At 63.6% G+C, this 19,048-nt stretch carries 16 protein-coding genes; 8 read left to right on the top strand and 8 right to left on the bottom strand.

Annotation, left to right across the window (positions count from 1 at the left end; genetic code table 11):
• The 3 genes from FJ471_RS29760 to FJ471_RS29750 form a co-directional block, all read left to right on the top strand.
• On the top strand, positions 1 to 740 hold a 740-nt coding region (locus FJ471_RS29760), incomplete at its 5' end, for an NUDIX hydrolase (protein WP_246684870.1).
• Between the two features lie 20 nt (positions 741 to 760).
• Positions 761 to 1,936, top strand: coding sequence for an MFS transporter (locus FJ471_RS29755; RefSeq protein WP_140808676.1), 1,176 nt, complete (start codon positions 761 to 763; stop codon positions 1,934 to 1,936).
• 83 nt (positions 1,937 to 2,019) lie between these two features.
• The gene (locus FJ471_RS29750; protein WP_140808674.1) at positions 2,020 to 2,478 is read left to right on the top strand and encodes a hypothetical protein; all 459 of its coding nucleotides are present in this window, start codon (positions 2,020 to 2,022) and stop codon (positions 2,476 to 2,478) included.
• 413 nt (positions 2,479 to 2,891) lie between these two features.
• Here the strand turns inward: FJ471_RS29750 and FJ471_RS29740 are convergent, their stop codons facing one another.
• Positions 2,892 to 3,752: a helix-turn-helix domain-containing protein gene (locus FJ471_RS29740; RefSeq protein ID WP_181179826.1), complete on the bottom strand. Its 861-nt coding sequence runs from the start codon at positions 3,750 to 3,752 to the stop codon at positions 2,892 to 2,894.
• A 260-nt stretch (positions 3,753 to 4,012) separates the two neighbouring features.
• Between FJ471_RS29740 and rpmG the strand changes: the two genes are divergently transcribed.
• A complete protein-coding gene (rpmG, locus tag FJ471_RS29735; protein ID WP_006201775.1) occupies positions 4,013 to 4,180 on the top strand; it encodes a 50S ribosomal protein L33 in 168 nt (55 codons plus the stop codon).
• Between the two features lie 549 nt (positions 4,181 to 4,729).
• On the opposite strand, the gene FJ471_RS29725 is transcribed toward rpmG, so the two are convergent.
• Positions 4,730 to 6,103: a PleD family two-component system response regulator gene (locus tag FJ471_RS29725; RefSeq protein WP_140808670.1), complete on the bottom strand. Its 1,374-nt coding sequence runs from the start codon at positions 6,101 to 6,103 to the stop codon at positions 4,730 to 4,732.
• 33 nt (positions 6,104 to 6,136) lie between these two features.
• Positions 6,137 to 6,508, bottom strand: a complete 372-nt coding sequence (locus FJ471_RS29720; RefSeq protein WP_040995610.1) for a response regulator — start codon at positions 6,506 to 6,508, stop codon at positions 6,137 to 6,139.
• 240 nt (positions 6,509 to 6,748) lie between these two features.
• Between FJ471_RS29720 and FJ471_RS29715 the strand changes: the two genes are divergently transcribed.
• Together FJ471_RS29715 and FJ471_RS29710 are read left to right on the top strand one after the other, a co-directional pair.
• The gene (locus tag FJ471_RS29715) at positions 6,749 to 7,048 is read left to right on the top strand and encodes a DUF3572 domain-containing protein (RefSeq protein WP_140808668.1); all 300 of its coding nucleotides are present in this window, start codon (positions 6,749 to 6,751) and stop codon (positions 7,046 to 7,048) included.
• A complete protein-coding gene (locus FJ471_RS29710) occupies positions 7,045 to 7,698 on the top strand; it encodes a hypothetical protein (protein WP_140808666.1) in 654 nt (217 codons plus the stop codon). The genes FJ471_RS29715 and FJ471_RS29710 overlap by 4 nt, the downstream gene beginning before the upstream one ends.
• Positions 7,699 to 7,707: 9 nt before the next feature.
• On the opposite strand, the gene FJ471_RS29705 is transcribed toward FJ471_RS29710, so the two are convergent.
• Positions 7,708 to 9,270 (bottom strand): hypothetical protein, encoded by a 1,563-nt coding sequence (locus FJ471_RS29705; RefSeq protein ID WP_140808664.1) that lies wholly within the window; start codon positions 9,268 to 9,270, stop codon positions 7,708 to 7,710.
• A gap of 99 nt (positions 9,271 to 9,369) precedes the next feature.
• Positions 9,370 to 9,945 carry a GNAT family N-acetyltransferase gene (locus FJ471_RS29700; RefSeq protein WP_140808662.1) on the bottom strand — a complete coding sequence of 192 codons (576 nt, stop codon included), beginning with the start codon at positions 9,943 to 9,945 and terminating at the stop codon, positions 9,370 to 9,372.
• Between the two features lie 65 nt (positions 9,946 to 10,010).
• Here FJ471_RS29700 and FJ471_RS29695 point away from each other — a divergent pair, with 65 nt between their 5' ends.
• Entirely contained in the window at positions 10,011 to 11,339 is a 1,329-nt protein-coding gene (locus FJ471_RS29695) for a DNA polymerase IV (RefSeq protein ID WP_140808661.1), read from the top strand.
• A gap of 192 nt (positions 11,340 to 11,531) precedes the next feature.
• Here FJ471_RS29695 and FJ471_RS29690 read toward each other — a convergent pair whose 3' ends face one another.
• The gene (locus FJ471_RS29690; RefSeq protein ID WP_140808659.1) at positions 11,532 to 12,035 is read right to left on the bottom strand and encodes a hypothetical protein; all 504 of its coding nucleotides are present in this window, start codon (positions 12,033 to 12,035) and stop codon (positions 11,532 to 11,534) included.
• A 176-nt stretch (positions 12,036 to 12,211) separates the two neighbouring features.
• On the opposite strand from FJ471_RS29690, the gene FJ471_RS29685 reads away from it, so the two are divergent.
• Positions 12,212 to 13,099 (top strand): DMT family transporter, encoded by an 888-nt coding sequence (locus tag FJ471_RS29685; protein WP_140808657.1) that lies wholly within the window; start codon positions 12,212 to 12,214, stop codon positions 13,097 to 13,099.
• 1 nt (position 13,100) lies between these two features.
• Here the strand turns inward: FJ471_RS29685 and dnaE are convergent, their stop codons facing one another.
• Positions 13,101 to 16,625 carry a DNA polymerase III subunit alpha gene (gene dnaE, locus FJ471_RS29680; RefSeq protein WP_140808655.1) on the bottom strand — a complete coding sequence of 1,175 codons (3,525 nt, stop codon included), beginning with the start codon at positions 16,623 to 16,625 and terminating at the stop codon, positions 13,101 to 13,103.
• Between the two features lie 99 nt (positions 16,626 to 16,724).
• On the bottom strand, positions 16,725 to 18,737 hold the full coding sequence (locus tag FJ471_RS29675) for an acetyl/propionyl/methylcrotonyl-CoA carboxylase subunit alpha (protein ID WP_140808653.1): 2,013 nt from the start codon (positions 18,735 to 18,737) through the stop codon (positions 16,725 to 16,727).
• Between the last annotated feature and the right edge of the window lie 311 nt (positions 18,738 to 19,048).

The raw sequence follows: 19,048 nt of genomic DNA, 5'->3' as shown, positions 1-19,048 counted from the left end.
TGGAACGAATGACCAAGGCGGATGTCGACAAGCTCGATAAGGGCCTGGCCGTACGCAGCGGCCGGGCGTTGCGTCCGCGCGATGCCGCGACCCTCATTCTGCTCGATCGCAGGGACAAGGACGTTCTGGTGCTGATGGGCCGGCGCCATGCCGGTCACGCCTTCATGCCCGGGAAATTCGTCTTTCCCGGCGGCCGCACCGATCCGGCGGACAGCCGCATTCCGGTCGCCGCCCCTTTGCCCGGCGAGGAAGAGAAAAAGCTGGTTTCGGGTCCTGGCCGCGCCAGCGCGGCGCGGGCGCGGGCAATCGCCCTGTCGGCGATTCGCGAGACCTATGAGGAAGCCGGCCTGCTGATCGGCCGCAAAGGCGCTTTCTCGACCCCGAAGCGCGACTGGCAGGGTTTCGTGGACCATGGCGTGGTCCCGTCGCTGGACGTGCTGCGCTTCATCGCCCGCGCCATCACCCCGCCCAATCGCGTGCGCCGTTTCGACACGCGTTTCTTCAGCGCCTGGCGCCACGAGGTCGCCGTGGAATTGCCCGACGGCGGGCCGACCAACGAGCTGGAGGAACTCGTCTGGCTGCCGCTCGCAGCTGCCCGCAAGGCCGATATTCCCGACATCACCGGCATGATCCTGGAAGAACTGGAAAGGCGGCTTGCCGACGATCCCTTGCTGCGGCCGGGGGGCGCCGTGCCGTTCTTCCGGCTCGTCCGCAACCGCTTTGTCCGCGAAGTCCTTTAGAAGCAGAGCATTTTGATCCCATGACGGTCGATACCCAACAACAGGGCGACGAACGCGTACATTGGCTGCCGATGATCGCGGCGATCTCCTCGATCAGCGTCGTCGGCATCGCCATCGGCCTCGGCATGCCGCTGCTCAGCGTCATTCTGGAAAGCCGCGGCCATTCCGCTTCGATGATCGGCCTCAACACCGCTGTCGCCGGTCTCGCCTCGATTGCCGGGGCGCCTTTGGCCACGCCGCTTGCCATGCGGCTCGGCGTCGCCTGGACCATGCTGTTGATGATTGCCATCGGCGCGCTCGCCTTCGTCGGCTTTCATTTCGCGCCGGACTTCTGGATGTGGTTTCCGCTGCGCGTCGCCCTGCATATCTCGCTGACGGTGCTGTTCATCCTGTCGGAATTCTGGATCAGCACCTCTGCCCCGCCGAACCGGCGCGGCCTTGTGCTTGGCATCTATGCCACCGTGCTATCGCTCGGCTTCGCCGCCGGACCGTGGCTGTTCGCCCATCTCGGCAGCACGGGCTTCCTGCCATTCGGCGTCACGATAGCGCTGGTGACACTTGCCGCCATCCCGGTGCTGGCGGCCCGCAATGAGAGCCCGACCATCGTCGCCGACAGCGAGACCAGCCACTTCCTGCGCTACATCTGGCTGGTGCCGACGGCGACCTTTGCCGTGCTTGTTTTCGGCGCCGTCGAGACCGGCGGTTTCGCGCTATTCCCCATCTATGGCAGCCGCATCGGCTATTCGGAGGCCGACGCGGCGCTGCTGCTGACCATGATCGGGCTCGGCAATGTGCTTCTGCAGATCCCGATCGGCATGATCAGCGACCGCGTTTCCGACCGCCGCTATCTGCTTCTGGCCTGCGCCACCGTCGGCCTCATCGGCACCGTCTTCATGCCGTTCTTCGCGCAGAATTGGCATCTGATGGCGGCTCTCCTGTTCGTCTGGGGCGGCGTCGTCGCCGCCATGTACACGATCGGCCTTGCGCATCTCGGCTCCCAGCTGTCCGGCCATGAGCTTGCCTCCGCCAATGCGGCCTTCGTGCTTTGCTACGGCGTCGGCATGGTGCTTGGCCCGCAGGCGATCGGCATCGGCATGGATGCCTTCGGCCCATCCGGCTTCGGCTGGTCGCTGGCCTTTTTCTTCGCCGCCTACATGGTTCTGGTCTCGGTCAGGCTGGTGCGCAGGATTCTCTAGGCGAAGCGCCGGGCATCCTGACATCACCGTGTCAGCAGCACCCCTGCTATACCCTGCCTCCAACGCGAGGTAGGAGAATTGCGATGATCGACAGCGGCTTTGAAACCAAATCCCTCAGGATGGAGTTGCTTCTGCTCGTCACCTTCCAGGCGCCGGCCGCCGATGTCGAGCGCATCATGGAGGCGGTGGTGACGATCACGCCGCTGCGCATGGGCAAATATGACGCCAACGCCTATCAGTCGGCGCAAGGCATCGAGCGCTACCGGCCGCTCGAAGGCGCCGCCGCTGGTGCGGAGACGGAATTGCGCCGGCGGCCCGGCACCGTCGAAGTGTCGTTCGAGATCGCCGACGACCAGGCGCTCGCCGCCCGTGTCGTCGAGGCGATATTCCAGGCCCATTCTTATCAGGAGCCCGTCATCCGCATCCAACCGCTGCTCGCCAGCCGTTCCAAGGGTCTTGATGATCGCGCCAATCCCAACCGCTGGTGGAACACCACGGGCGACTGGAGAAAAGCTGGGCAGCGGATCGAAGAGAACGCTTGAAGCGGTGAAATCGGCCGTCGCGAACCAGGCAGGAAGGCGCTCGGGCTGTCGGTAGCTAATCAAGTTGTCCGGTTTGGTAGCACATCATTTGTCCGCTTCAGTTTTGCGTCGAAGCGGTTCACGCAGCCCTGCCGATTGAGCATCCCTCTAGGATTGGATCGCCTCCTGAGCTGTATGTCGCAATGCGGCGGGGTCCGTGGAAGATTGCGAGTGTGCCATCAGGGTATTGCCTGATCTTGACCGTAGCCTTGACGAAGTGGTGTCGGATCGGACTTTGCGGCAGTTGCAATCTGAGCCGTGCGAAGGCGACGGTGTTGTCGCGGGCAACGACGCGCTCTTCCTGGAGGCACAGGATCTCGGCCAGAACGGCCGGATCGGCGGCGACGAAGGCGCTGTCCTGGACCGCGGCCGGCCTAGCGAAGCGGGCGTTGTGAGCTGGCAGATAGGTCTGCGCGATGAAGCGGTTGGCGGCCTCGATATCGGCAATGCCGGCCAGCGCCAGTTCCTTTGGCAGCCGATCCTGCAAGGTGGAGAACATCCGCTCCGAGCGGCCCCCTGGCTTCAGGCGAATAAGCCGGGATATGCTCGATGCCCAGTTGCCGCAGCGCCCGCCCGACCTGCGTCAGCCGGCTCTTGTCGACCGCCTCGCCGGCCCTGAGTGTCACGAAGTAATGGCTGCCGCGATCGGTGTAGAGGCTCGAGGGCAGGCCTTTGGCGGCAAAGGTCTCCATAAGCCCCTGAAAGCTCGACGCCGTGCCTTCCTCGGCAACCAGAAAGGCCGAATAGAGCGTGCTCGTGGCGTCGTCCATCGTCACGATCAGGTCCAGCATCGGCTGGCCAGCCAGCCAGGCATGCCGGCTGCCGTCCTGGTGCAGCATCATCCCCTCGCACGGCTTTCTCTCGCGCTTGCGTCGATGCGCCCCGCGCCGCTTGGCCCGCTCGACCAGCCCGGCCGCGTGCAACTGCGTCTTGATGAAGGTGTAGCCCCAGCTGAAATCGTGATCGCGTATCAGGTGCTCGTGGAAATGCTTCACATTCCAGCCAACGTAACGATTCCGGTAAAGCTCCAGCATCTCCTCGATCGCTTCCGCAGGCACCCGCCGTGTCGAAAGCTTGCCCAAACGCCGGTCCCGCAAGCCATCCTCCCCAGCCTCTTCGTAGCGATCACGGTACCGGCGGAACTGGCGTTCCGACATCCCTAGCAGCTCACCAGCCTCCATCATCGAAAGATCGCCACCATTCCAGCGGCTCAAAACGTCCCGAAACTTCTGCATCCTCCGGTCCTGTAGCCACACTGTCCGTCCCATCCCCAGCCTCCATGCGCTGGCGATAAAACCGGACAACTCATGTGCTACCTAACCCGGACAACTCATGTGCTACCTAACCCGGACAACTCATGTGCTTACGACACAGGAAGGCGCTCGGGCTTGACTTTCCGGGCGCGTTCTTTATGTGTCGCGCCAAGTTTCCCGCGTCCGGGTGTTTTCCCGTGCTCCAGCGGCCAAAACTCCACGAACATTAACGGACGAACATCATGGCCAAAGCCGCAAACATCAAGATCAAGCTCCTGTCGACCGCCGACACCGGGTTCTTCTACGTGACCAGCAAGAACAGCCGTACCAAGACGGACAAGCTCTCGTTCCGCAAGTACGACCCGGTCGCCAAGAAGCACGTCGAGTTCAAGGAAACCAAGATCAAGTAATCTGGTTATCCCGAGAAATCAAAACGCCGCCCCTCTGGGCGGCGTTTTTGTTTTTGGAGCAACTCCAGGAAAGTCCGTTTTCCGACAGGAGGAAAGACCGGACGGCAAAGGACCCTGCGCGGCTGTCTGCGCAAGGTCCCAATGGCGGTTCTTGTAGAAAAGGGGGCCGGTCGGCGTTTGGCAGCGGTACGAGGAGGCCACTATGTGCCAGCGCCGGCCGGCCGACCCCACGGACCCAGGAGATGCGGCGGACCTGAGCATCATGGGGTATTTTTCGGATCGGGCCGGCTAGTCTACCCTCGTGCCGGCCTCGTCTTCTGTCTATGTGTCGCAGATTTGCGCAAGACCTTATAAAAATCAACCATTTCTTAACCACCGCTCGCGAATCGCTTGGGTTAAGGTAAATTCGTAACCCTGTTGGGACGACTGCGAATTAGCGCCTTTACCAAAGCATGTCTGCCAACGGTGGGAACCGGTTTCGGGACAAGGACATGCGCAAAAGCAGAAATTCAAAGCGCGCGGAACGAACCTGAACGATCGTGACGCGCTTCAGGCAGCCTTGGCGACGACCCGGTTGCGGCCGCCGCTTTTGGCTTCATAGAGCGCCAGGTCGGCGCGCTTCATCAGCGCCGCGACACTATCGGTCCCTTTCAGGAGCGAGGACACACCGACGCTGACCGTGACCTCGATCGCCTTGCCGTCGTTGCCGATGGCAAAAGGCGCCTGAGCGATTTCGGCGCGGATGCGCTCGGCCACCTTCTCGGCGACCGTACCGTCGGTGTCGGGCATAACCACGACGAACTCCTCGCCGCCGAAGCGGCAGGCGAGATCGATGCCGCGCACATTCTTGCGCAGCCGCCTGGCGAACTCGCGCAGCACATCGTCGCCGCCGTCGTGCCCATGCGTATCGTTGATCGACTTGAAGCGATCGAGATCGGTGATCATCACCGACAGCGGCCGCCGCCGCGCCGCGGCGCGATCGAACAGCGTCTGCAGATGGCTGTCGAGATAGCGCCGGTTGTGCAGCCCGGTCAGCCCGTCGATCACCGCCATCTCGATCGTCTGGGCGACGCTGGCGCGCAATTGGTCGTTGTAGCGCTTGCGCCGCACCTGCGTGCGCAGCCGCGCCGTCAATTCGTGCTGGTCGATCGGCCGGATCAGGTAGTCGTTGATGCCGAGCTCCAGGCCACGCAGGATGCGGCCCTCCTCGCCCTCGTCGGCGAGCAGCATGATCGGCAGGAAGCGGGTGCGGTCGAGCGAACGCAGCTGCGAGCAGAGCCTCAGCGCATCGAAGTCGGCGAAGGCGGTCGAAACCAGCACGCACTCGTACGGCGTCTCGGCCGCCTGGAAGAACCCCGCATTCGGATCGGTTGCGACATCGAGCTCTGCGCTGTTGCGCAGCATCTTCTGGATACGCTCGACGGACGATTTGCGCTCGTCGACAAGCAGCACCCTCGGCTTGACGTCCTCGGTCGCGAAATCGCGGCTCAGAAGCTCCTCGATGCCGATATTGCGCGTGGTCGAGGCACGCAGCCTGAGCTCGTCAGTCAACGACTTCAGCCTGACAAGGCTCTTCACGCGCGTCATCAGTTGCAGGTCGTTGACCGGCTTGGTCAGGAAATCGTCCGCGCCTGCCTCGAGGCCGCGCACCCGGTCCGACACCTGGTCGAGCGCGGTGATCATGACGACTGGAATATGCGATGTCGCCGGATCGCTCTTCAGCCGCTTGCAGACCTCGAAACCGTCCATTTCCGGCATCATCACATCGAGCAGCACCACGTCGACCTTGCCGTTCTCGCAGGTCTCGATCGCGTCCGGGCCATTGCTGGCTGTCAGCACCTCGAAATACTCGGCAAGCAGCCGAACCTCCAGCAGCCGCACATTGGCGGGGATATCGTCGACGACGAGGATCCGCGCGGTCATCTCAACAAACTCCGGTTCTGCTGGTCTCGGGCATCAGGCGTCGCCCAGATAGGATTTGATCGTCTCGATGAAGCGCGGCACCGAGATCGGCTTGGAGATATAGGCCTCGCAGCCGCCCTGGCGGATACGCTCCTCATCGCCCTTCATGGCGAAGGCGGTGACGGCGATGACCGGAATCGAATGCAGCTCGTCGTCTTCCTTCAGCCATTTGGTCACTTCCAGGCCGGAGACTTCGGGCAGCTGGATGTCCATCAGGATCAGGTCCGGCCGGTGCTGGCGCGCGAGATCCAGCGCCTCCAGCCCGTTACGCGTGCGAACAGTGTCGTAACCGCTGGCTTCGATGAGGTCCCGAAAGAGCTTCATGTTGAGCTCATTGTCCTCGACGATCATGACCTTCTTAGCCATCAGTTTCCCGTCCCGACCGCCCTCGAAGCCGAAGGCCGTCGCAATGCGTCCCCTTCGGACCGCACCCAACCCTTTTCCACTCTAGCCCAATATGATTGACGAAACGGAAACCGGAGGTTGGAAAGCTGCACCAATTCCACCTTCGGACGTTGTACGGGAGAGAGCGGAGGCTTGCCGCAAGCGACGCTTGCCGTTACTGCGGAAGGAGACTCGAAAAAATCCACCATTCCAAAGGTAATGATGGCGAACGCAGCGTCAATGCGCGAAGAAGCGGAAACCATTGCCGTCAAGGCGCTGGGCTTCGTTGCCGCCGATCCGGAACTTCTACCCCGCTTCCTGGCGATCACCGGCATCGATGCGCAGTCGATCCGCAAGGTCGCCGCGGAGCCTGGCTTCCTTGCCGGCGTCCTGCAATTCATCCTGGCGCACGAGCCGACGCTGCTGCGCTTCGCCGAGGAAACCGGCACGCCGCCTGCCGCCGTCGGCAAGGCACTGCGCGCGCTGCCGCTCGGCAACGACGACCACGAGCGCTCGACATGAGCGACGATCCCGAGACGGCGCGGCAGATCGAGGAGCTTGCCGCCGACGACCGGCCGCTGCTGGTGCTCGATGTCGACGACGTCGTGCTGGAATTCATCCGGCCGTTTCCGCACTATCTGAAGTCGCGCGGTTTCGGCCTGACGCTGGCTTCCTTCCGATTGACCGGCAACATCGCCGAGACGGCAACCGGCCGGTTGATCGAGCAACCCGAGGTGACGGCGCTCCTGGGGGAATTCTTCGACGCCCAGGCGGATTGGCAAAGCATCGCCGACGGCGCCGCGGACGCGCTCGCAATGCTTGGCCGAGGCGCCGAGATCGTCATGCTGACCGCCATGCCGCACAAGCACCGCGCCGTGCGCCGAGCGCATCTCGATACGCTGGGGCTCAATTATCCGCTGCTGACGACGGAAATGGCCAAGGGACCGGCCATTGCGAAATTGCGCGGCGTCAAGGGCCGGCCGATCGCCTTCGTCGACGACCAGCCCTCCAATCTAATCTCGGCGCGCAATTCCGTCGCGGATGCCCACCTCTTCCATCTGATGGCCGATAACGCGCTGCGCGCCTTCCTGCCGCCGACGCCGCAAGACATCATCTCGGTCGAAGACTGGCGCGAGGCGGCCCCGAAGATCGCGGCCGCGCTCGGGCTCTAGCTCAACCTATCAGGGCTGTAGCTTCGCTCCGGCCCCGCCATTGTCGCCGCCGTCCGAATCGTCGCCTCCGGTCGAATTATCCGTTCCGTTCGCGCCGTCATCGCCGCCCGAATTGTCGTCCTGGACTTCATCCGGCCCCTTGAGCATAGCGCCGTTGACCGTGACGGACCCATCGGCCTTGGTGTTGATCATCCACTCCAGCCGCCCGTCCGACAGCGTCTTGCCGAAGCCTTTGACGGCCAAGGCAAACGGGAAGGCCTGCGCCATCTGCTCATCGCTCTTGGCCGCTTCCTTCAGGGCATCGACGATCTTGTCGTAGCCGACGACGTCGACGGTCAAGGTCGCATCCGGCTTCTCGCCGGGGAAGGTCATCTCACCTTCCATGGCGACCTCGATGGCGCCGTTCTTCACCGTGCTGTGCCCGATCACGACCTTCGGATTCTTGGCCTTGAAATCGGCGATCAAAGCCTTGCCGAATTCATCCGAAAGCGGCGGATTCTTATTGAGATCAAAGGCTTCGATCGCCTTTTTCGCCATCGTATCGAGATCGATACTGGCGCCTCCGAAGTTCAGGTCGACGTCGGTCGGCAGCAATGGCGCGGTCCATTCGGGCAGGGTCTGCCGCGGGATTGTCAGGCCGGCTGCCTTGATCGAGTAGCCCAGCTTGCCGTTCTGGGAGACACCGTCCATGCCGAAAGCGGTGCTGAATTGCGTCGCCCCGAACTTGCCGACAGGGCTCTCCACCTCGAAATTCTTGAAACCGTAATTGCCGTCGATCCTTTCCCAGACAGGCAGCGCGGCCAGCATGAGCGATTTGAGCTCCGCCTGGTTCGCCTTGAGCTTGGCTTCGTCCTCGTTGGCCACGGCGAAGGCAAGCAGATCGAGCAGCGGCTTCGTGTGCACGCCTTTGCCGCTTGCATCGACCGAAAGCTCCGGGGTTTTCAAGGTGAGCGGGAAATTCATTCCGCTGTCTGGATCGTCGATCTTGATCTTCTCGACGAAGTCCAAGACTTTTTGCGTGGCCGTGAAGTCGACGCCGCCATTGGCGGACTTCGTCGCCGTGACGGTGGCGGTACCGGCGCCAGTCGAGACGTCGGCCTGCTGCTTGGCTTGCCGGGACGTCATGGTCATCCCGGCTAACGAGCTCGTGGCGTTGGTGAAGGCGGCAAGCGCCGGATCGTAGACGCTGGTCAGCTTGCCGTCCTTGATCGTGAACTCCATGCTCTGACGGCCTTCCGGCCCATCGAACTCGAAGGACGCGCCTTGCGAGAAATTCGACGAGACATCCCAGGACCCGTCGCTGCGCGGCTTCACCATCAAGGCATAGGGCGCCATATCGAATTTCAGGAGCTTCTGCTCGGGCACAGCATTGACGAGCGCCTTGACGTCAAGCGCGATCTTGTAGGCGTCGCCCTCGACCGAAACTTTGAGCACGCCTTTGTCGAACGCCTGCTTGCCGAAATAGCGGGCCAGATTGTCGGACAGCGTTTTGGCGCCTTGATTGTCGACGGTCTGGGCAAAAGCCGGCGCGCTGAGCGCAAGGGCGAAGGCAAGTGGCAAAATACGCTTCACGTCGGTTCTCCGTGATCTCGGAAGGCGAACAATCCGCTTCTGGTAGGCAAGAAGCGTTACAGCCGCAAGACGCCGACTGTAGGCTAAAAGCGCATCCGGCTAAAGCACCAGCCGCATCAGCGGCCGGCCGGGCTTGCGCTCGACAAGTCTCTCGAAGCCGGCTTTCTCGAACACGCGCGAGGAGCCGACGAAAAGCCCGATCGAGCGCGAATCGCGCGACAGGTCGATCGGGCAGGCTTCCAGCAGCCTCGCGCCGTTCTCGCGCGCGAAAGCGATGCCGCCCTCGACGAGCCGATGCGAGACGCCGCGGCCCCTCGCCTTGACGCGAATGAAGAAGCAGGAGATCGCCCAGACGTTCGGGTCACCGGCGTCGGCAGCATCGACCGGCGCCGAGCCCCTGCCCTGATTGTTCCACTCGGGCACGTCGGCGCGCGGACCGATCTGCATCCAGCCGATGGCCTTGCCCTCCTCCAGCGCCAAAAGCCCCGGCGGCGGACCTGCCTCGATGCGCGCCTTAATGTGGTCCTTGTTGCGCTCCTTGTCGCTGGCGCGGCGCTCCGCCGGCGCCAGCCGGAAATGCGTGCACCAGCAGCCATAGCAGGCGCCCTGCTTGCCGAAGAGGTCTTCGAAATCGGGCCAGAGCTCAGGCGTCAGCGGTGCTATGGTCGTGCTCATGCGTTCTCCCCAGGCTAAGCTTGTTGCCAGCCTTGCGCTGTCGTACCATTGCGTTTGTTCTCTTTATGTTCGCAGCGATGGCGGCTCCTGTCAACAATCCCGAACACGGTTTTTGCCGTGACTGCCTGGCTCTCCAGCGCTCGCAGACGCGTCGCTGCGATCGCTGTGGCAGCCCACGCCTCGTACGTCACGCCGAGCTTTACCGGCTCAGGATCGCCCACATCGATTGCGACGCCTTCTACGCAGCGATCGAAAAGCGCGACAACCCGGCGCTGAAGGACAGGCCGGTGATCGTCGGCGGCGGCCGGCGCGGCGTCGTCTCCACGGCCTGCTACATCGCCCGAATCCAGGGCGTTCGCTCGGCCATGCCGATGTTCAAGGCGCTCGAACTCTGCCCCGAAGCGGTGGTGATCCCGCCCAACATGGAAAAATATGTCGGCGTCGGGCGCGAAGTCCGCGCGTTGATGCAGGCCTTGACCCCGCAGGTCGAGCCGTTGTCGATCGACGAGGCCTTTCTCGACCTCGCCGGCACCGAGCGGCTGCACGGCATGCCGCCGGCGCTGGTGCTGGCGCGCTTCGCGCAGACGGTGGAAAAGGAGCTCGGCATCACTGTTTCGGCCGGCCTCTCCTACTGCAAGTTCCTGGCCAAGATCGCCTCGGATTTCCGCAAGCCGCGCGGCTTTTCGGTGATCGGCGAAGCCGAGGCGCCAAGCTTCCTCGCCGCGCAGCCGGTGACGATGATCTGGGGCGTCGGCAAGGCGCTGGCCGCGACGCTGGAGCGCGACGGCATCCGCATGATCGCGCAATTGCAGCGCATGGAGCGCGCCGACCTGATGCGCCGCTATGGCACGATGGGCGACCGGCTCTATAGGCTGTCGCGCGGCGAGGACGACCGCCCGGTCGATCCCGATGGCGACGCCAAGAGCGTTTCGGCCGAGACCACCTTCGACACCGACATCGCCGCCCTGGCGGAACTGGTGCCGGTGCTGCGCGGCTTGTCTGAGAAGGTGTCGGCGCGGCTGAAGAAATCCGGCATTGCCGGCCGCACCGTGGTGCTGAAATTGAAGACGCAGGATTTCAAGCTCCGCACCCGCAACCGCCAGCTCGGCGATCCGACCCGCCTTGCCGACCGCATTTTCCAGACCGGGCTCGACCTGCTGCGCCGCGAGGCCGACGGCACAAGATTCCGTCTGCTCGGCATCGGCGTCAGCGACCTCTCCGACGACGAAAAGGCCGATCCGCCGGATCTGGTCGACATGCAGTCGCGCAAGCGCGCGCTGGCGGAAGGCGCGATGGACGCATTGCGTGACAAGTTCGGCAGGAAAGCCGTCGAGACCGGCTATACATTCGGCAAGGGCCGCGCCGCCAATCCGCCCGAGCCGCTGGAAGAGTGACATTTGGAGCAATTCCAGGAAAAGTGTGAGCGGTTAAAGCATGCCTCCCGAAAGTGGGAACCGGTTTCGGGATAAAGACATGCGCAAAATCAAAAACCTAAAGCGCATGGCGCGAATCTGAAAGATCGCGACGCGCTTTAGGCTCGGCGACTTCGTCGTAGCCATCCGTCCGGAATTGCGTCAAAGCAAAGGTCAGCTGCGCTTGAGATCGATCCGGCTTGTCACCACCATCTTGCCGGTCGCCGGATCCATGTCGGTCACCGTCATGCGCATATTGTCCCGCCCGATCTTCTCGACCGTCAGCTCCGCGTCGCGGTCGCCATTGACGATTTTCGCCCAGTGGATGTCGAGATTGATGGCGTCGCCCTTGCGGCTTCCGCTGAGTCCGGCAGGCCCGCTGCGCGAGCCGATATAGATGCCGCTGTAGCTCCCACCGTTGACCTTCAGGTCGGCGCGGATCTCGCGCGACATGATCAACAACGCACGGCAGGTGCCGTCGAGCGACAGCGAGTCCGCCGTCGCGTCCGAGGTGAAGGTGCAATTGATGTTCATCACCGGCGTGTTGGTTCTGATCCTGACGGTTCCCTTGCCGGAGAACTTTCCCTGCAGCGAGCGCAGAAAGGCCGCCTCGTCGGCATGCGCGCCCGTCGAGCAGAAAAGGCAGGCCGCGGCCAGCAAGGCAGCAGTCGATTTCATCCAGACGTCCCCTTTCACGATGATAAGCCTTCCGACGGAAAGCCCGGACTCAACGGGTGCCCGGGCGTCAGGTTCCGCCGCGGCGATGACGGTTTGTTGACACCGCCACCCGCTGGCCCAGTCGAATGCCGCCACTATGAGTTGCGGCAGGGGCCTCGGCTTGCGAGATAGCGGCAATGGCGCCCGCTCCCTCGATCCCAAAAGCCGCGTTCTGGATGGCTCTGTCAATCGCCTCGATGCTGGCGATGTCGGTTGCCGGCCGCGAGACGACGGCCGAGCTAAGCGTCTTCCAGGTGCTGGAACTGCGCTCGGTGATCGGTTTCTTCATCCTTTTGCCGCTGGTGATGATGAATGGCGGCTTTGCCGCAATGCGCACCGAGCGCCCGTTTGCCCATATCGCCCGCAACGTCATCCACTATTCCGGCCAGGCCGCCTGGCTCTATGCGCTCACCCTCATTCCGCTCGCCGTGCTGATCTCGATCGAGTTCACCACGCCGATCTGGACGGCGATCCTGGCGGTCAGCTTTCTGGGGGAAAGGCTGTCCCGGTCGAGGCTCACGGCGATCGTGCTTGGCCTGATCGGCGTGGTCGTCATCGTGCGCCCCAGCGCCGGTTCGATGGATCCCGGCCACCTTGTCGTCCTGGGCGCCGCGGTCTGCTTCGGCATCTCGATGGTGCTGGTCAAGTCGATGACCAAAACCGAAAGCGTCGTGCGCATCATCTTCTGGATGCTGATCATCCAGTCGGTGGTCGGCTTGATCCCGGCTCTCTACAGCTGGCACAACCCCTCGCCCGGGCTCTGGCCATGGATCTTCGTCATCGCCTTCACCGGCATGTCCTCGCATTTCTGCCTGGCGCGCGCGCTCACCCATGCCGACGCCACCATCATCTCGCCGATGGATTTCCTGCGCGTGCCGTTGTCGGCGCTGGTCGGCTGGCTGCTCTATCACGAGCAGATCGACGTCTTCACCGCCGGCGGCGCTGCCCTGATCCTGGCCGGCAACCTGCTCAACCTACAGCGCAAGACGCCGCGGGTGGTGGAGGCGGAAGCGGCTACGCCCTGAGCTAAACCAATTCCACTTCCACCACGCCCTGCACCGCACGCATGGCGGAAGCGATTTGCGGCGAGACGCGATAATTACCCAGGCCGATCTCAACCTCGCCCTGCGCCTCTCCCTTGAGAACGATGATGCTGACTTGACTGTCGCCACGCTGTTTGAGCTGCGATTGAATGATTGATGATGGTCCATCGTCTCTGACAAAGATGCGCAGCGCTTTCTGGATGCGGCTGGCTTCATCGTCCAGTGATTGCACCGAGTTAATGCGCAGGTTTACGCCCTCGGGCCTGTCTTCGGCTGCAACCATAATCACCACCGAACTGCCGGGCTCCAGCATGTCGCGGTACTGCGCCAGACCTTCGGAAAACAGCACAGCCTCATACTGCCCCGTCGTGTCGGAAAACTGCACCACGCCCATCCTGTTGCCGGTGCGGGTCTTGCGCTCCTGCTTGGAGGTGACCGTGCCGGCTAGGCGTCCGGCCGCGGCGCCGCGTTTGACGGCGGCCGAGAATTCACCCCAGTTCTGCACGCGCATCTTCTGGAGCGCTGCCTTGTATTCATCCAGCGGATGCGCCGAGAGGTAGAAGCCGACCACCTGGAACTCGCGGTGCAGCCTGTCCGCGGCAAGCCACGGATCGGTCTGCGGCAGGTTGAGCGCCTGCGATTGGCTCCCAAGAGAAGCGCCGAAAATGTCGGCCTGGCCGGAGATGGCGTTCTGCTGCGCCAGCGAGGCCAGGCCCATCATGCGCTCGACGCCCGCCATCATCTGGGCGCGGTCGTGGCCGAAGCAATCGAGCGCGCCGGCCATGATCAGGCTTTCGAAGACGCGCTTGCCGACGATCTTCGGATCGACCCGCTCGCAGAAATCGGCAAGGTTCTTGAACGGCTTCTCGCCGCGCATCGCGACGATGTGCTCGACCGCCGCGTCGCCGACGCCTTTGAGCGCCGCCAGCGAATAGAAGATCTTGTTCTCGCCGACCTCGAAGGGGCGGAAGCTCGACATCACCGACGGCGCCACCACCTCGATGCCGAGACGCATGGCGTCTTGGCGGAAATCGGCCAGCTTGTCGGTGTTGCTCATGTCGAGCGTCATCGACGCCGCAAGGAACTCGACCGGGTAATGCGCCTTGAGATAGGCGGTCTGGTAGGAAACGACCGCATAGGCCGCCGCGTGCGACTTGTTGAAGCCGTAGTCGGCGAACTTGGCCAGGAGGTCGAAGATGAAGTCGGCCTGCGGCTTCGAGACGCCGCGCTCGACCGCGCCCGTGACGAAGCGCTCGCGCTGCTTGTCCATCTCGGCGCGGATCTTCTTGCCCATGGCGCGGCGCAGAAGGTCGGCTTCGCCGAGCGAATAGCCGGAAAGCTCCTGCGCGATCTGCATCACCTGCTCCTGGTAGACGATGACGCCTTGCGTTTCCTTCACCAGATGGTCGATCTTGGGATGGATCGAGGCCATCTCCTCCTCGCCATGCTTTCTGGCGTTGTAGGTCGGGATGTTTTCCATCGGGCCGGGGCGGTAGAGCGCCACCAGCGCGATGATGTCCTCGATACAGTCAGGCCGCATGCCGATCAGCGCCTTGCGCATGCCGGCGCTTTCAACCTGGAACACGCCGACCACCTCGCCGCGCGACAGCATGGCGTAGGTATCGGGGTCGTCGAGCGGGATCGTCGCGAGGTCGATATCGACGCCGCGCCGGCGGATCAGCTTCACCGCGGTCTCCAGCACGGTCAGCGTCTTCAGGCCGAGGAAGTCGAACTTCACCAGCCCCGCCTGCTCGACATATTTCATGTTGAACTGGGTGACCGGCATGTCGGAGCGCGGATCGCGGTACATCGGCACCAACTCGGACAGCGGCCGGTCGCCGATGACGATGCCGGCGGCATGCGTCGAGGCATGGCGGTAGAGGCCTTCGAGCTTCTGCGCCACGTCAAGCAGCGTCTGGACGATCGGCTCTTTCTCCGCCTCTTCGGCGAAGCGCGGCTCGTTGGCGATGGCGTCCGCCAGCTTGACCGGGTTGGCCGGGTTCTGCGGCACCATTTTGGAGAGCTTGTCGACCTGGCCGTAAGGCATCTGCAGCACGCGGCCGACGTCGCGCAGCACGGCGCGCGCCTGCAGCGTCCCGAAGGTGATGATCTGGCCGACCTGGTCGCGGCCGTATTTCTGCTGGACGTAGCGGATGACCTCCTCGCGCCGGTCCTGGCAGAAGTCGATGTCGAAGTCCGGCATCGAGACGCGGTCGGGATTGAGGAAGCGCTCGAACAACAGCGAGAAGCGCAGCGGGTCGATGTCGGTGATGGTGGTCGAATAGGCGACCAGCGAGCCGGCGCCCGAACCGCGCCCCGGCCCGACCGGAATGCCTTGCGCCTTCGCCCATTTGATGAAGTCGGCCACGATCAGGAAGTAGCCCGGGAACTTCATCTTCTCGATGATGCCCAGCTCGAATTCGAGCCGCTCGCGATATTGCTCGACCGTGTAGCCAGGCGTCGGCCCGTGCGCGGCAAGCCGCGCTTCCAGCCCTTCGCGCGCCTGGCGGGCAAGCTCGGCCGCCTCGGCCTTTTCCGCCGCGTCTTTGTCGGCGGTATCACCCCCGGTGAAACGCGGCAGGATCGGGTTACGGTTCTTCGGATAATAGGAGCAGCGCATCGCGATCTCGACCGTGTTGTCGATCGCTTCCGGCAGGTCAGAGAACAGCCGTGCCATGTCGGCCTGGCTACGCAGGAAATTGTCCGCCGTGAGCCGCCGGCGGTTGTCGGCCGCAACCACCGAGCCCTCGGCAATGGCGATCAGCGCGTCATGCGCCTCATAGTCGTCGCGTTTTGAGAAGAAAGCCTCGTTGGTCGCGACCAGCGGCAGCTCATGCGTGTAGGCCAAATCGACCGTCGATTTCTCGACCATCCGGTCATAGCCGGCTACCCGTTCCAATTCGACATAGAGCCTGTCGCCGAACAGGCCTTTGAGGAACAGCAGCCGCTGTTCGGCGAGGTCGCGCCGGTCGGCCTTCAGAGCGGCGCCGACCGGGCCGCGCGGCCCCCCGGTCAGGCAAATCAGGCCGTCGCCGCGGCCCTCCAGCATCGCGCTGGTCAGATGCACCGGCTCGCCGGGCGACGTCTCCAGATAGACCTTGCTGATCAGCCGCACGAGATTGGCATAACCCGCCTCGCTGGCGGCGATCAGCACGACCGGCGACATTTCGGGGCCGAGGCGGCGGCGGTCGCGCTGGCCATCGCTCGCCTCACCGGAAAAGGCCAGGTCGATCTGGCAGCCGATGATCGGCTGGATGCCGTCCTTGACCGCCTTCTGGGCGAATTCGAGCGCGCCGAATAGATTGTTGGTGTCGGTGACCGCGATCGCCGGCGCCTCGTCCTTGACGGCGTGGCCGACGATCGCGCCGAGCTGCAAGGCGCCCTCGAGCAGCGAATAGGCCGAATGCACGCGCAGATGGATGAAAGTACGCGCCGGCGCTTCCGGCCGCGCAGCCTTCACCGCCGCTTCGCGCTGCAACGGGTCGCGTGGAAGTCGTTCATCCGCCATGGGCTTCGTGTCGCTCGAAAAGACTCAACATCGGTGTGAGATGTATTGTCCGGGAGCCTGCGATGCGAGTCCAGCGATCACGTGTGCACAGCAAGCCGATTAGGCGAACTCCATGATCACGGCATCGACCGCCAGGCTGTCGCCCGGCTTGGCGTTGAGCTTGGCTATCGTGAGGTCGCGTTCGGCGCGCAGCACGTTCTCCATCTTCATGGCCTCGACCACCGCCAGCGTCTCGCCGGCCTTGACCTCCTGGCCCTCGGCGACGGCGATCGAGACGACGAGGCCGGGCATCGGGCAAAGCAGCATCTTCGAGGTGTCCGGCGGCAGTTTTTCCGGCATCAGCCTTTCGAGCTCGGCGGTGCGCGGCAACATGGCGCGCGCCGTCACCGACATGCCTTTCCAGGCAATGCGCAAACCGTTCAGCATCGGGCGGATCTGTGCAACGACCTTGTCGCCGCCAACCGTGCCCTGCCAGAGCGCGTCGCCCGGTCGCCAATCGGAGGCGACCGTCAACGGCTTGCCGCCGTCGATCGACAGATCGACCTCCATCGGTATGGAAACCATGCCGTCAACGATTTCGACCGGAAGATAGTCGGCGCCGACCTTCGCCACCCAGTCGCGCTTGAGATGGCCGGAATGCGGCGCCAGCCGGCCGCTCAGGCGGTCGAGCCGGTCGCGGCGCAGCAGCTCGATCGCGGTTGCGACGGCGGCGAACACCGCCCTCTCCTCGCCATCCGGTTCGACCGGCGCAAAGCCGTCCGGATATTCCTCGGCGATGAAGCCGGTCGACAGCCGCCCCTCGCGCCAGCGCGGGTGCTGCATCAGCGCCGAAAGGAACGGGATGTTGTGCTCGATGCCGTCGACGACGAAGCTGTCGAGCGCCTCCGACATCGCGTCGATCGCCTCGAGCCGTGTCGGCGCCCAGGTGCAGAGCTTCGCCACCATCGGGTCATAGAACATCGAGATTTCCGAGCCCTCGGTGACGCCGGTATCGTTGCGAACCACGACGTCGCCGAACGTACCTTCTTCCGGCGGCCGGTAACGCGTCAGCCGGCCGATCGACGGCAGGAAATTGCGGAAAGGATCCTCCGCGTAGAGGCGGCTTTCCACCGCCCAGCCATTGAGCTTCACGTCGCTCTGCCCGATGCCGAGCTTTTCGCCGGCGGCGACGCGGATCATCTGCTCGACCAAGTCGATGCCGGTGACGAGCTCGGTCACCGGGTGCTCGACCTGCAATCGCGTATTCATTTCAAGGAAATAGAAGTTCTTGTCCTTGTCGACGATGAACTCGACGGTGCCGGCGCTCTGGTAGTCGACGGCCTTGGCCAGGGCCACCGCCTGCTCGCCCATCGCCTTCCTGGTCTTGGCGTCGAGGAATGGCGACGGCGCCTCCTCGACCACTTTCTGGTTGCGGCGCTGGATCGAGCATTCGCGCTCGCCGAGATAAAGCGCCGTGCCATGCGCGTCGGCCAGCACCTGGATTTCGATATGGCGCGGATCGACGACGAATTTTTCGATGAAGACGCGGTCGTCGCCGAAGGAGCTTTTCGCTTCCGAACGCGCGCGCTCGAAACCATCGCGCACCTCCGATTTGGTCCAGGCGATGCGCATGCCCTTGCCGCCGCCGCCGGCCGAGGCCTTGATCATCACCGGATAGCCGATCTCACCGGCGATCAGTTCGGCATGGTCGGGGTCTTCGATGACGCCGAGCCACCCGGGCACGGTCGAGACCTTGGCCTGGCTGGCGAACTTCTTCGATTCGATCTTGTCGCCCATCGCCTTGATGGCCTTGGGCTTCGGCCCGATGAAGACGATGCCTTCCTTCTCCAGCGCCTCGCAGAAAGACGCGCGCTCGGACAGGAAGCCATAGCCCGGATGCACGGCTTCCGCGCCGGTCTCCTTGCAGGCGGCGATGATATTCTCGGCGACCAGGTAGCTCTGCGCCGCCGGTGAAGGCCCGACATGCACCGCCTCGTCGGCCATCTCGACATGTACGGCATCGCGATCGGCATCCGAATAGACCGCAACGGTGGCAATCCCCATCTTGCGTGCCGTCTTGATCACGCGGCAGGCGATCTCGCCGCGATTGGCGATCAGGATCTTCTTGAACATTCGGATGTCGTTCCTCCGGCGAAGCGATCCAGTTCTATGGACAATTCCGGCGCGCCTCAAGTGCCCGCGGATTGGCTTCCCGGGGCGGTCCCGATTGCAGAAACCGCGCCGAAAAACGTCGCAAGAGACGTTGGCCGCCAGCGCGGAACTCGCTAAGCTTGCCCGTAACGCCGAACGGATGGCAGGCCGGCATTCACCACAAACAGCTTGCCGTTAGCTAAAACTTACAGATCGCTTGGGAGGAAGTGCCTCATGAAAACGCGTGCCGCCGTAGCCGTTGCCGCCGGAAAGCCGCTTGAGATCATGGAGGT

Origin of the sequence: Mesorhizobium sp. B2-7-1, assembly GCF_006440735.1 — a bacterium.
Lineage (GTDB): Bacteria > Pseudomonadota > Alphaproteobacteria > Rhizobiales > Rhizobiaceae > Mesorhizobium.
Note: the sequence above shows the minus strand (reverse complement) of the source record. Positions and strands in the feature narration are given on the sequence as shown.